The 14,078-nt window shown below is 65.7% G+C and carries 9 protein-coding genes and 1 pseudogene; 9 read left to right on the forward strand and 1 reads right to left on the reverse strand.

Going from position 1 to position 14,078, the window contains the following annotated elements; translation table 11 throughout:
• Positions 1–3 precede the first annotated feature (3 nt).
• The 7 genes and pseudogenes from AKJ08_RS04670 to AKJ08_RS20810 all read left to right on the forward strand — a co-directional run.
• The gene (locus AKJ08_RS04670; RefSeq protein WP_169788744.1) at positions 4–3,510 is read left to right on the forward strand and encodes a tetratricopeptide repeat protein; all 3,507 of its coding nucleotides are present in this window, start codon (positions 4–6) and stop codon (positions 3,508–3,510) included.
• Positions 3,511–3,569: 59 nt separating this feature from the next.
• The gene (locus AKJ08_RS04675; protein WP_050725001.1) at positions 3,570–4,862 is read left to right on the forward strand and encodes a tetratricopeptide repeat protein; all 1,293 of its coding nucleotides are present in this window, start codon (positions 3,570–3,572) and stop codon (positions 4,860–4,862) included.
• Positions 4,863–5,083: 221 nt separating this feature from the next.
• Entirely contained in the window at positions 5,084–5,356 is a 273-nt protein-coding gene (locus tag AKJ08_RS04680) for a hypothetical protein (RefSeq protein ID WP_050725002.1), read from the forward strand.
• A 92-nt stretch (positions 5,357–5,448) separates the two neighbouring features.
• Entirely contained in the window at positions 5,449–6,705 is a 1,257-nt protein-coding gene (locus AKJ08_RS04685) for an FHA domain-containing protein (protein WP_082342695.1), read from the forward strand.
• Positions 6,702–7,241 carry an AgmX/PglI C-terminal domain-containing protein gene (locus AKJ08_RS04690; protein ID WP_157370471.1) on the forward strand — a complete coding sequence of 180 codons (540 nt, stop codon included), beginning with the start codon at positions 6,702–6,704 and terminating at the stop codon, positions 7,239–7,241. The genes AKJ08_RS04685 and AKJ08_RS04690 overlap by 4 nt, the downstream gene beginning before the upstream one ends.
• A 69-nt stretch (positions 7,242–7,310) precedes the next feature.
• Complete coding sequence (cglE, locus tag AKJ08_RS04695; RefSeq protein ID WP_050725005.1) at positions 7,311–7,937, forward strand: adventurous gliding motility protein CglE; 627 nt, start codon at positions 7,311–7,313, stop codon at positions 7,935–7,937.
• Positions 7,938–8,200: 263 nt separating this feature from the next.
• Positions 8,201–8,788, forward strand: a pseudogene (locus AKJ08_RS20810) (choice-of-anchor D domain-containing protein); the annotation flags it as partial.
• A gap of 14 nt (positions 8,789–8,802) precedes the next feature.
• Here the strand turns inward: AKJ08_RS20810 and AKJ08_RS20300 are convergent.
• Positions 8,803–9,213, reverse strand: a complete 411-nt coding sequence (locus tag AKJ08_RS20300) for a hypothetical protein (RefSeq protein ID WP_240475433.1) — start codon at positions 9,211–9,213, stop codon at positions 8,803–8,805.
• A 151-nt stretch (positions 9,214–9,364) separates the two neighbouring features.
• Here AKJ08_RS20300 and AKJ08_RS20305 point away from each other — a divergent pair, with 151 nt between their 5' ends.
• Positions 9,365–10,981, forward strand: a complete 1,617-nt coding sequence (locus tag AKJ08_RS20305; protein WP_240475434.1) for a choice-of-anchor D domain-containing protein — start codon at positions 9,365–9,367, stop codon at positions 10,979–10,981.
• A 188-nt stretch (positions 10,982–11,169) separates the two neighbouring features.
• Complete coding sequence (locus AKJ08_RS04705) at positions 11,170–13,968, forward strand: choice-of-anchor D domain-containing protein (RefSeq protein WP_050725007.1); 2,799 nt, start codon at positions 11,170–11,172, stop codon at positions 13,966–13,968.
• Positions 13,969–14,078: the final 110 nt, after the last annotated feature.

A 14,078-nucleotide genomic window follows, 5' to 3' on the forward strand; every position in this document is an offset into this window, starting at 1 on the left:
CTGATGAAGGCATTGTTTCGTGTGCTGACGATCGCCGTCGGCGCGGCGACCGCAGCGGCACCTCTCGTGGTCCACGCTGCGCCGCCGGCCAAGACCGGAGCGAAGGCGGCGGCCCCCAAGGCCAACGCCAAGGGCGGCGCCTCTGCCGGAAAGGCTGAGGAGCGTCAGACGCCCGCATCCTTCGGCGGGGGGCCCCAGCTCGACGAGAGCAAGCGGACCGCCGCCGCCGACAAGAAGCGGGACGAGGCGATCGCGGAGCTCAAGGAGATCATCCCCTCCATCGAGACGGGCGATCAGAAGAGCGAGCTCCTCTTCCAGCTCGCCGAGCTCTGGATCGAGAAGTCCAAGTACGTCTACTTCGGGGAGTTCGCCGTCGCGGACGAGAGGTACAAGACCTGGATCGAGTGCGTGAACGAGGAGGGTGAGAGCCACTGCGGCGTCGAGCCCAAGGCGGACAACCACCAGTCCGAGCTCTACCGCACGGAGGCGCTCCGGCTCTACGAGCAGATCCTCAAGGACTCGCCGACCTATCCCCGCAAGGACGAGGTGCTCTTCGCGCTCGCGACGAACCTCTACGAGAAGGGCGACAAGAACGGCGCGATCGAGCGGCACCGCGACCTGGTGACGCAGTACCCGAACTCGCGCTTCGTCGGCGACTCCTACATCGCGATGGGCGAGCACTACTTCAACGCCAACGATCTCGCGAGGGCGGAGACGGCCTACAAGAAGGCCCTCGAGTCCTCGGTCAACGAGCCGCGCGTCTACAACTTCGCCCTCTACAAGCTGGGGTGGTGCGCCTACAACGCCGGCGAGTACACCGACTCCCTCAAGAAGTTCCAGGAGGTGGTCGACCGCTCCGAGGCCCAGCGCACGAAGAACGAGGTCGCGCTCAAGGGCGAGGCCATGCGCGACATGGTCATGACCTGGCAGTCGCTGGGCCAGGTCGAGGAGGCGAACGACTACTACAAGCGGAAGACCTCCAAGGCCGGCGCGCGAAACTACTTCTCGATGCTCGCCAACCGGTACTTCTCCGACGGCAACAACGACCTGGCGATCCGGGCGTTACGCCTCCTGATCGACGAGGAACCGTACGATCCGCGGAACCCCGAGTACCAGTCGAACATCGTCCGGTCCTACGAAGGTCTCCGCCAGCGTGACCGCGTCGTCGCCGAGATGAAGGTCCTGGTCGCGAACTACAAGCCGGGCTCCGCCTGGTCCGTCGCGAACAAGAGCAACCAGGCCGCCCTCGCGAACGCGTACGATCTCTCCGAGAGCGCGATGCGCGAGCTCGTGACCCAGTACCACCAGGAGGCGCAGAAGACCAAGGAGGTCAAGACGTACCGCCTGGCCGCCGAGATCTACAAGGAGTACCTCGACTCCTTCGCGGAGAGCGACAGCGCCTACAACCTCCGCTTCTACTACGCCGAGATCCTCTGGACCCTCGAGGAGTGGGAGAAGGCCGCCGAGCAGTACGAGGTGACCTACGACAAGGATCCCAACGGCAGCTACTCGAAGACCGCTGCCTACAACGCCCTCCTCGCGTACGAGAAGCTCATCGCCATCGACAAGGGCGAGCTCGAGCGCGGCAACCTCCGCGACGATCAGAAGGTCGACGAGAAGAAGGGCAAGGGCAAGGACGCGAAGAGCAAGAAGATCATCGCGGTCACCATCGACAAGAACACGAAGGAGGAGGCGATCCCGAAGTGGGAGACGAAGATGATCGAGGCGTGCGATCGCTATGCGCTCATCGCCGCCGCCGATCCCCGCCTCGCCGCCGACGAGATCAACGTCCGCTACAAGTCGGCCTTCATCTACTACGATCGCAAGCACTTCACCCAGGCCGCGAACCGCTTCGGCGACATCATCCTGAAGTGGCCCGACGACGCCCAGGCCCGCAAGGCGGCAGACCTCTCGCTGAACATCCTCGAGATCCGTGAGGAGTGGTCCGACCTCGCGCGCCTCTCCCGCGCCTTCTACGGCAACAAGAAGCTTGCCAAGCCCGGCGAGAAGTGGACGCAGGAGCTGGCCAAGATCATGGAAGGTGCGCAGTACAAGTACATCGACCTGATCGTCTACCAGAAGGAGAAGCGCTCGGAGGAGGCCGCAGGGATGTTCCGCGACTTCGTGAAGGAGTTCCCGAAGTCCGACTACGCGTCGCAGGCGCTCCTCTACTCGATGGAGATCTACACCAAGGCGAACAAGCTCGATCAGGGCATGGCCGTCGCGGAGCAGCTCCTCACCGAGTACCCGACCAGCCAGCACCGCCCGGCGGCGATCTGGTCGCTCGCCAAGTTCAACGAGCAGACCGCCGACTTCACGAAGGCCTCGTCCTACTTCCTCCAGTACGCGCGGGAGTGGGAGGAGAAGGTCGGACTCCGTCCGGATCCGGCTGGCGACCCGAAGAAGAAGCTCGCGCTGAAGAAGCCCGAGGACGTGATCAAGGCGAACGGCGACGAGGCAGCCAAGGCTTCGGACGCGCTGTTCAACGCCGCGCTCTGGACCGAAGGCATGGGTGACTCCGAGAGGGCCATCGCGCTCTTCCGGGAGTACGCCGAGAAGTACTCGACCGTTCCCAACGCCGAGTCTCCGGTGAAGATCGCCTTCCACATCGCCGAGATCCACGACCTGCAGAAGGACTGGTCGCGTGCGGAGAAGGCCTACGAGGACTTCCTCAAGCTCTACGAGAAGCGGGCTTCCGCCGGCGAGATCTTCTTCGCCCGGTACAAGCGCGCCCGCGCCCTCGAGCACCTGAAGCGCAAGGACGAGGCGATGAAGCTCCTCGAGGTCTGCGCCAAGGAGTTCCCGAAGGTCTCCGAGGCCGACCGCGGCAAGTCGGACTACCGCGACGCCTACGCCTACTCGCAGTTCTCGCTCCTCGAGCCGAAGTGGAAGGCCTACGTCGCGATCAAGTTCGACAAGGTCAAGACGCTGAAGACCGCGCTCCAGGCGAAGATGAAGACGACGCCGACCATGGAAGCCGATTTCCGGAACGTGATCGCCATCGGCTCCGGCGATTGGGCCATCGCGGCGCTGACCCGCATCGGCATGATGTACCAGGACTTCTCGCGGAACTTCGTGGAGTCGCCGGATCCTCCGGGCCTCGACTTCGACCAGCTCGACCTCTACCGGGCGGAGCTGGAGAACCGCGCCTTCCCGCTCGAGGAGAAGGCGATCGAGGCCTACGAGATGGCCCTGGCGAAGTCCTACGAGATCGGCGTGTACAACGAGTACACGTTGGCGGCCCAGGACGCGCTCAACCGGTTCAAGCCGGGTGAGTACGGCGAGGTCCGGCAGGTGGCGTACACGGGCTCGGAGTTCTTCTCGCGGGCGTCCGCCGCTCTCGAGGCCTCGGCCTCCTTCGGCTCGGCCCTCGAGGCCAAGGCCAAGGACGGCGCAGTCGCCGCTCCGGTCGACGCCGCAGAAGGCTCCGAGGAGGCCCCCAAGGCCCAGGAAGTGGCGCCCGCGAAGAAGAAGGGCGTCCTGATCATGGACAAGGCCGCGGCCAAGTAGGGCTCGCTCAAAGTCGCGGGCAGGCGCATCTCGATGCGCCTGCCCCCAACGGGACGAAAATGTTCAATCGCAAGATTTTGATCGTCGCTGTCGCCGCCGCGCTCGTGTCCGCCTGCGCCGGGGCCCCGACTCCGCCTCCGAAGCTCCTCGAGCAGGTACAGCTCCGGGAGGAGACGGGTGAGGAGCTCTTCGCCAAGGGCGTGGAGGCCATGAAGGCCGAGCAGTGGGACGCCGCCAAGGAGGCCTTCGCGAAGGCCGCCGAGCGGGATCCCAAGCTCGCCAACGCTCCGTACAACCTGGGGATCCTGGCCGAGAAGCAGGGCGACCTCGCGGGCGCCGAGGCGGCCTATCGGGCGGCCCTCGTGGCGGATCCCGCCCACCGGGGCGCGAACCTCAACCTGGGCCAGGTCTACCGGCTGCGGGGGGCTCTCGCCGAGGCGGCTGCGCTCTACGAGAAGGCGCTCGGGGCCAACGAGTTCGACGTCGACTACCTCAACAACCTGGCGGTGATCTACCGCCTGGAGAAGAAGTACGACGCGGCCGTCGGCTCGCTGCGCAAGCTGCTCTCGCGTACGCCGAAGAACCCCGAGGCCTACAAGAACCTCGGTCTGGTCTACCTGGATCAGGGCAACTACCGCCTGGCCGAGTTCGTCCTCGCCGAGGCCCGCAACCTCGACGACAAGGACGCGGGCGTCGCCAACAACCTGGGCATGATCGCCGAGCACAACGGCGAGCGTCGCCAGGCGCTGGGCCTGTTCAAGCGTGCGGTGGAGCTCGATCCGGCTTGCTACTCCTGCCGGATGAACGTCGGCGCCGCTGCGCTCGCGTTCCGCGACTACCACGCGGCGCACGAGGCGTTCAGCACGGCGGCCGGCCTCGAGCCCAACGCCTACGAGGCCCACCTGATGAACGGCTTCGCCCTCCAGGGTACGAAGCAGGCGAAGGAGGCGGCGGAGGCGTTCGACAAGGTGCTCTCGCTCCGCCAGAACCAGCCCGACGCGCTCTTCGCCCTCGCGGACCTCTACTACGGCCCGCTGGCTGACCTGAATCGGTCGAAGGGACTCTTCCAGTCCTACGTCGCCTCGGGCGGTCCGAAGCGGGACGTCGCCCAGCAGCGGCTCCAGATGATCGACATGAAGATCCAGGCCGGTGCGACCAGCGCCGAGGAGGAGAAGGCCAAGCCTGCGATCCGGAAGTCGAAGGGCGGCGGCACCAGCATCGAGGACATGGACTTCATCCCCGATGGGGCTGGCGACGAGGACGACGCAGGGGTGGCAGCGCCGGCTGGCGACGCTCCTGCCGCGCCTGCCGAGGATGCCGACGGGGCAGGTGAGGCCCCCGCCGGGGCTTGACGCCCGGATGCCCCCGCCGTGATGATTCTCGGCGGGGGTTGGCAGAGGTAGCAGGCACGGGTACACTGGCCGAAATCAATCGATTCCGAGTCATCCGAGCGAATCGGAAGGCTATCATCGGAAAATCCCGGGACCGCCGTTGCCGAGCGGGCGGCCTTCCGGGCGACCTGGGTCGGGCTCGCACTGGCGGGCCCGGCGGTGAGCGAAGTACGGAGGCTGCAATGAAGCGGTTCGTGATGGGAGCGATGCTGGCGATGGGAGTGGTCGGGTCTGCCGGCACCGCCTTCGCGCAGGATCGAGTCATCCAGGAAGAGGATCGGGTCGTCTACAAGCAGAAGACGGTCGTCGACTTCAACGACGTCACGCTGGAAGGCCAGCTCGCCAAGCCCGAGAGCACCTACATGATGAACCGGCGCGGTTCGAACTTCGACTCGCTGATCAAGCTCCGGCAGAACTTCGTGCCCGAGCTCCAGAAGAGCGTCGACAACCTCTGAGAAACCGACCCCCGCGCACGTTGCGGGGGCTCTTTGTCCAAGCGGTGCGCCAGGACGCGCGCCAGAACCCCGTGCGCGAGACGAGGGGCTAGATGAGCGATTCTAAGAAGGCTGGATTGATCCTGAAGATCACGGGGCCCGACGGTGGAAGCCGCGACGTCGCGGTGGACAAGGAGTCCCTCACGGTGGGCTCCGGACCGTCCGCAAACGTCCGCGTCGAAGACCCCTCCGTCTCGAGCATCCACCTGATGATCAAGTGGGAGGCCGGTGCGGTCCACGCGATCGACCTGGGCTCCGAGAGCGGCACCCGGTTCAAGGGCAACACCATCGGCGATCCCACGGCCCTCCAGTCCGGCGACGTGGTCGAGATCGGCAAGACCCGGATCTCCGTCTCCTTCGGTTCCGCCCATGCGCTGAAGGTCCCGCCGTTCTCGGGTGAGAAGGGCGCCAACGCCGCCGCCGAGAGCGCCGCCAAGAACGCGAGCCGGCCGAGCGGCAAGAGCGGCTACCTCCTGGGCGGCATGCGGGGCCGCAACGCCTCGTCGCTCTTCTACGAGGAGCTCCCGGCCGAGCAGCGCGCCTCTTCGAAGGAGCGGGCCCTCGACATCGCGATGATCTGGGGCGACACGATCATCGAGGCCGCGCAGTTCCAGTCGGGCCAGGTGACCGTCGGCGGCGCCGAAGGAAACCAGTTCAAGGTCTACATCGAGGGCGTCGACAAGCACGTCCTCGCCACGATCAACGGCGACCAGGCCACGCTCGAGGCGCCGGCCGGCGGCCAGATCCTGGTCCGCCGCAAGGGCAGGGACGAGAAGGCGGGGACCTCCGTCACCATCGGCCTCGAGGATCGCGCGCGCATCAAGCTGGGCGCCGTGGAGTTCGTCGTCCGCTTCATGAAGCCGGACGAGAAGACCAAGTCCGGCTTCTTCGAGGGCATGGACCTGTACTTCACCAAGATCCTCTCGATCTCGGTGATGGCCTGCATCGTCCTCCTCGCGGCCCTGATGATCACGCCGATCTCGAACGACCTCCTCGCCGAGGATCTCTTCAAGAACAACGCGCGGATCAGCCAGATCCTCCTGCATCCCCCGAGCCTCCCCAGCCGAAGCTCGACCTCTCCGGCCTCAAGGAGGGCGAGAAGGCCAAGGACGAGGAGGGCGCCTTCGGCAAGAAGGAGGAGAAGCAGAAGGAGGCCGATCGCTCCAAGGACGGCTCGCAGAAGGTCGATCCCAACAAGCGTGAGGAGGACCGCAAGAAGATCCTCAACGCGGGTCTGCTCGGCGCCATGGGCGCGGATGACGGCGCGGCCTCGAACATCTTCGGGCCCGGCGGTCTCGGCGGCGGCATGAACAACCTCATGGGCGGCATCACCGGCGGCGCCGGCCAGGGCGACGCGCACGGCGTCGGCGGCCTCGGCTCCCGCGGCACCGGCCCCGGTGGCGGCGGCCAGGGCCTCGGCCTCGGCGGCCTCGGCACCAAGGGCGGCGGTCGCGGCCGTGGCGGCATGGGCAACATCGACCTCGGCGGCCGTGGCAAGGGCACCACCCGGATCATCCCCGGCAACACCACGGTGGTCGGCGGCCTCTCCAAGGAGGTCATCGGCGAGGTGATCCGTCGGCACTGGAACGAGATCAAGTACTGCTACGAGAAGGAGCTCCAGAAGGATCCGAACCTCCAGGGCAAGGTCGCCATCACCTTCACCATCGACGGCACCGGCGGCGTGTCCGAGGCGGCTGCGTCGCAGGACACGGTCGGCGCGGGCGGCCAGGTCGGGCAGTGCATGGTGCAGCGGGTCCGGCGCTGGAAGTTCCCGGAGCCCAAGGGCGGCGGCCAGGTTCTCGTGACCTACCCCTGGGTGTTCCGCGCGGCGGGCGCCGACGACTAACGGCGATTCTCTCAACGGATTCGTAGCAACCCTTTGCTACCTCAACCTCGCAAGGCAACGACTCGAGCTATGAAGCTACTTCGGTCCTTCCTCTCCGTCGCCGTCGCCGCCGCGGTCCTCGTGCCCGCGCTGGCGTCCGCCGAAACTCCTCTCTCCGGCGTTCCCACCAAGATCCGTCGCGGTTTCTTCACCGAGACCAACATGGGCGCGTTCTTCACGGTGGGCGGCGACAGCGGCGTCTCGAACGCGCAGGTCTACCTGCAGCTCGGTGTCGGCTACGATCTCCTCGCGATCGACGACCACTTCCTCGCGGTGGGTGTTGCCTTCTCGCAGGGCGCGTCGTCCGGAACCTGCTACGGCAACCGCGACGGGACGGCCTGCCTCGACTCGGCGACCGGCGAGGAGCTCGGTGACAACTGGTCGGCCCAGACCCTCGAGGCGAGCGTGGTCTACGGCTACCAGGTCGCGCCGCGTCTCCTCCTCACGGCCCGGGGCCTCGGTGGCGCTGCGTTCCTCGAGCCGATGGCCTTCTCGGACACCAAGAACCCGGTTCCGCTCATGGGTGGCGGTATCGGTGCCGAGTACGCCACGCAGTTCGACCACTTCTCGCTGGGCCTCGACGTGACCGGGAAATACTTCCTGGGACCGAACGTGCTCGGCTTGGCCATCGCGCCTCGCGTGAAGTACACGTTCTAGCAACCGCCTGGCGGCAACGATTCACGAGAAGCCCCGACCCATGGAGCACCCATGGGCTCGGGGCTTTTCGTTTTCGTGCTTCGCTCGAGACGATTTGTGTAGGTAGAGGTCACGGTTCGTGTCGATTGTCGACTTGTGGTGGTCGTTCGATTTTGTGATGTGCGTTCGCACTTGAGGTGATCTGGTCGGCCCGGTCCGCACATTCTGGAATCGAACGGACGTCGGGGAGGAGGGCGGCGATGCGACGCGCATTCATTTGGCTGATGTTGCTCGGGTGGTTGGGGGCGTGTTCCTCGGAGGCCGGCCCCGCCAGAGGGGAGTTTTCGGATTCGGACGCCCTCGACTTCGGGAAGGTCGTCGTAGGCAACAGAGCCGCGAAGGTCGTGACCCTCTCCAATCCGGGCAGCGATCTGGCGGAATTGAGAGCCGCGAGCGTCCCTGCCGGCTACGAAGTGCGACCCACGGCGCTGAGTCTTGCGCCCGGTTCGGCTGCCGAAGTGGAGGTCGTCTTCTTCCCCGATCGGTCGGCGCGCTTCGACGGCACCCTGACGTTCGCCCAGGGTGGTGCCCCGCGCGCCGATATTGGGATCGAGCTGCGCGGCGAGGGAATCCACGGCGTTGAATTCCCCCCTTCCCTCGATTTCGGCGTAGTTGGATTGGGCGAAACCCGGACACTTCCCGTTACGGTCTCGAGCACGGTGGAGACGTCGATCTCTTTCTTCGTCTCGATTGACGGCGAGACCGGTTCCTTCCGGAGTGGAAGCGAGGTGGTGGAGCTCGCTGGCGGGGAGAGCCGAACGATCGACGTATCGTTCTCGCCGTCGGTCGAGGGCGCCCACACCGCTTCGCTCGTGCTGCGTCCATGTCACATGTGCCACAGCATGCGGATCAAGCTCATGGGCTCGGCCGGCCTAACGAAACTTCTCGCCGATCCGATGGCCATCTCGTTCGGGACGGTGTTGAGAGGGCGATCCAGAAGCGAGTACTTCGGCATCCTGAACGTGAGCGATCTCCCGGCGACGGTTTCCGCAGTCGTGTTGGTGGGCGATCCGCGGGATCCCGCGGCGGGCGGGTCCGTTCCGTCCGAGTTCTCGCTCGTCGGCATCGACGGTCCCTTCGAACTGGCGCCGGCGGCGAGTGTCCCTGTGGAGGTCGTCTTCCACCCTTCGCTCCAATCGGAAACCCGTAGTTCCAGGTCCGCGAGGGTCCAGGTGTTGGGGCCGAACAGCGAGCTTCTTTTCGAGGTCCGGTTGAGCGGGTGGATCGCGGGAATCAAGGTGATCTCCGATCCGCCGAACCTGGGCTTCGGACTCCAGGCGAGGGGAATCGACGCACGGCAGTCGTTCGTGCTCCGGAGCGCCGGGGATTCCGCCTCGATCGTTCTCGACCGGCCCATTCTCACGGGGCCCGGCGCGGCCAACTACCAGGTGACCGCCGCCGACGAGTCGCCGCCTCCTTGGCGCCTGGACCGCCAAGAGACCTTTTACTTGAGCTTTCTAGGCGACAATGTCGGGGAATTCCCCGTGGAGATCTCGTTCCCGATCAGGGTCGACGACGCGACGTCGGAGGAGCAGCCGTTCGTGAAGGTGGAAGCGACGGCGACGGTCGTGGATTTCCCGCCGTGTGAGCTGGAAATCGCGGAGCCGTCGCTGCGCTTCGGTGCGGTGAAAGTCGGCACGATCGTGACACGGCCGATCGTGATCACCAACCGGGGAGCGACGACGTGCCCGATCGTCAAGCTGGCGCTCGACCCGAATGGTTCGAGCGCTTTCTCGAGCACGACCCTGTGGCCCGGCCTGCTAGCGCCAGGCGAAAGGCGTGCGGTAGCGACTCGCTACACGCCGACCGAGCTCACGGGAGTCCAGGACCGAACCAGCCTTTTCGTCTACCACTCCAACGAGGAGACGTCCACGGCCGTGGTGCCGATCAGCGGCCTCGCGACGGAGTTCGGCCTCGTAGCGGAACCGAACATCATCGACTTCGGCTGGGTACCGTCGGTTCAGTGTCCGCGGGACGCCATCAAAGCCTTCACGATCCGGAACGGCGGGGCTGAACCTGTGAAGATCACGGGGATCACGATCGCGGCCGACGGTTCTCAGCGATTTGCCGCACGGGCCGACGAGAACCTCCCCCTCACCATCGAACCTGCGCGCTCGAAGAGCTTCTCAGCGTCGTACCGGCCCCTGGACTATTCCCACGACATCTGGACGATTGAGATTTGGCTGGACGGTGTCGACGAGCCATTCGTGGTCGAGGCCCGGGGTTGGAGCGATGATGCCTGTGGCCCGCTGTGCTGGTGGCCGTGGGCGATTTGCCCCGCGGCACCCCAATCGGTGGTGGTGAACACCCGGAGCATTCTCTCCGGCGATGCCTACAGCCCCTCCTGCCGTGAGGCCACCTGCGAGTGGCAGCTGCTCAGCGCTCCAATAGGCTCGACCGCGCGGATCGCGGGGGCTGGGTGTACCCCGTCTTTTTCGCCAGATGTAGTCGGGACGTACAAATTCAAGTTGGCGGTCACAGACGAGCTCGGGACCCGCGGTTTCGATTGCCAACACGAGCTCACTGCGGAGCCGATCGATGCCATTACGGTTCAGACAGTCTGGGACGTCCCCGGTGACATCGATCTCCACCTGTTGAACGAGGGCCTAGCCGACCGGCGGGACCCGATCAGTTGGGATCGCGATCCCGCGGACTGCTTTCACCGCAATTGCACCGAGGGCAACCGACCGAGCCCCCTCTGGGAGGGCGACCTCGAGATGACCGCCAGCCTCGATCGGAACGACCTCGCGGGAACGGGGCCGGAGACCATCCACATCCCTGTTCCGAGCGTGACCCACTCCTACGCCATCGGGGTCTACAACCGCGGCAATCGCGGCACGCCGGTGAACGTGGTCACCAACATCTACTGCGGTGGCACGCTGGTACAAAGCGTACCCACCGTCTTCACGAACGTCGCGCAGTTCAAGGTGATCGGCAGCATTCGGTATCTGGGAACCACGTGCACCTTCACTCCGGACGGAACCCTCTGGTCCTCCTACTACTGACTCTCTTCTCGCCCCGGACATGAGCGCGTGGCGGGCCGCGTGAACGTGGGGCCATGTCCGAATCGGAGACGGGGCGAACCTGGAGCCGATTCTTCGCAGGGGGCAGGAGCATCGTCGCAGCGAAGTGATCCCGGCGGGCATCAATCGGACATGGGTGGAGCGAACGGAAGCTTCGGAGGAGGAATCAAATGCGACGCATCTTCTTTTGGCTGATGCTGCTCGGGCTTCTGGGTGCGTGCACCGAGACGCATTCCGTCGACGATCCCGGGACTGTGTTGGTCGATTGGAATGCCCTGGACTTCGGGCAGGTACTCGTAGGGACCCGGTCCACGCAGGTCGTGACCTTCTCCAATACGACCGGCGCGCTGGCGGAGGTGAGGGTCACCGGGAGCCCTGTCGGCTACGAGGTGCGGCCCTCGATCTTGAACGTCGAGCCCGGCTCGCGTTTCGACGTGGAGATCGCCTTCCTCCCGGCTCGTGAGGCCCGCTTCGACGGCGTCATCACGTTCTCGGTGGACGACGGCACCGATCGAGCGGAGATCGGGATCGACGTCCGCGGCGAGGGGATCCAGAGGGTCGTGGAGGTGGTCGAGGCGCTCGACTTCGGTTTCGTCGCCGTCGGCGAGACGCGGACCCTCCCACTCACGATCTCGAGCATCGTAGAGAAGGCGATCACCCTCGCCGTCTCGATCGAGGGAGGAGCCGATGCCTTCGTGAGCGGAAGCGGAGTCGTGGAGCTCGCAGGCGGCGAGACCCGGACGATCGACGTCTCCTTCTCGCCCTCGAACCGGGGCGCCCACACTGCCTCGCTGCGCTTTCGTTCGTGTGAGAGCTGTCAGGCCGTGAGCGTTCGGCTCACGGGCTCGGGCGGCTTCGCGCACCTGCGCTCCCGGCCGCCGGCCGTCACGGTGGGGACGGTCCGACCAGGATCGTCTCGAAGCGCCACCTTCGGAATCGAGAATGCGGGTGATTTCCCGGCGACGGTCTCTTCCGTGACGCTGGTGGGAGATCCGGAGCGGGATCCAACGGGTGGCCTGGCCGTACCCCGGGAGTTCTCTCTCACGGGCGTCGTCGTACCTTTCGAGGTGGCGCCGACGGCAATTTTCCCAATGGAGGTCGTCTTCCACGCCGCCGCCCAATCCGAGCCCAGGAGGTACGCAAAGGTCCGGGTGATGGGGCCGAACGACGAGGTCCTCGTCGAGGTTCCGGTGGACGGGAGGAGCGGCGGCATCGAGGTGATCGCCGATCCGGTGGTGGTGGACTTCGGCAGGCAGCCCAAGAATTTCGCAGCCAAGAAGATCTTCGTGCTCCAGAACGTCGGCGACCCGGTCTCGATCCAGCTCTTCCCACCCGAAGAGGACTCCAACTACACGGTTGTCGCCGCTGACGGATCGCCGCCTCCCTGGACCCTGGGAGATGGCCCCATGGGCGTCGAGGTCACCTTCGAAGGCAGCGAGTCCCAGGACTATCCCGCCGAGCTCGTCTTCCCGATCTACGTGAACGGTGCGCTCTCCGGGGAGCAGCCGTTCCTGAAGGTGGAGGCGATCGCAACGGTCGTGGACTTCCCGCCATGCGAGCTGGACGTCGCGCAGACGCTGCGATTCGGTGCCGTGAAGGTCGGCACGAGCGTGACGCTGCCGATCGACATCACCAACCGGGGAACGTCGGAGTGCCTGGTCTGGGGCCTGGAGCTCGACCCGGATGGTTCGCGCGCATTCTCGAGCACGTCGATGCCATCTCATTCGACCGCCGTACTCGCACCAGGCGAAAAACTCACTGTGGCAGTCCGCTACGCGCCGACCCGCACCATGGGCGTGGTCGACAGCTCCCACCTGGTCTTCAACCACTCCAACGTGGACACGCCTCCTACTGTGGTGCCGATCAGCGGCCTCGCCATGGGGTTGGACCTCGTTGCGGAGCCGAACCCGATTCTCTTCGGCCCGGTTCCGACTCCGCTACAGGCCTTCAAGCCCTTCGTGGTCCGGAATCGTGGGGCCGAGGCCGTGCGGATCACCAGGATCTCGATTGCGGCCGATGGCTCGCAGCGATTCTCAGCCCGAGCGGATGACCAGCTCCCTCTCGCGATCGCCCCGGCGGCCTCGAAGGGCTTCACGGCGTCGTACAAGCCCCTGGAGTGGACCATCGACCACGGAACTATCGAGCTCTGGCTCGAAGGTATCGACGAGCCCTTCCTGGTTCGAGCCAAGGGCACGGCGGTCGACGATCCCTGTGAGCTCTGCTCGTGGCCTACGGCGATCTGCCCCGCGGAGGCGCAATCGGTCATGGTGAACTCGAGGGCCGTTCTCGCAGGTGACGCCGACAGCCCGTTCGGGCGCGAAATCACCTGCAAGTGGCAGGTGATCAGCGCCCCGATCGGATCGAGCGCGCGGCCACAAGGGGCCGGATGCACGCCGTCCTTCGTGCCCGATCTGGTCGGGAGGTATGTCTTCGAGCTGTTGGTCACGGACGCGCTCGGAAACAAAGGCGCCTGCCAGCATCAGCTCACGTCGAGGCCGATGGATGCCATTACGGTCGAGACGTTCTGGGACGTCGCCGGAGACGTCGACCTCCATCTCTTGAACGAGGACCTCGGCGATCGGCGGGATCCGAACAGCTGGTTCAGCGACCCTGCGGACTGCTATTTCGCCAACTGCACCGACGGTCGGCGCCCAAGCCCGCTCTGGGAGGGCTCCCGCGCCAAGACCGCCATCCTCGAGGAGAACATCACCCTCGGCACGGGACCCGAGATCATCCACATCGAGGATCCGAGCGAGACCCACTCCTACGCGATCGGGATCCACAACGTCAGCGTCGGCGGAAGGCCGGTTACCGTGACCACCAACGTCTATTGCGCACGCGGGCTCGCACAGTCGGTGACGACCGAGTTCACGGAATCCAAGCAGTTCGCGGTGATCGGCAGCATTCGGTTCGGGAGCTCGACCTGCAGCTTCACGCCGGACGACACGGTATGGAACGGCTTCCACTGACGGAGTCGTGAGAGCGGGGGCGGGCAGCGCCCAAACAGTTCGAAGAACCACTCGGCGCCGGGCGATACTCGGCGCCGATTCTTTGTCCGAATCGGCGCCGGGCGTACCCG

The organism is Vulgatibacter incomptus (assembly GCF_001263175.1).
Taxonomy (GTDB): Bacteria; Myxococcota; Myxococcia; order Myxococcales; family Vulgatibacteraceae; genus Vulgatibacter; species Vulgatibacter incomptus.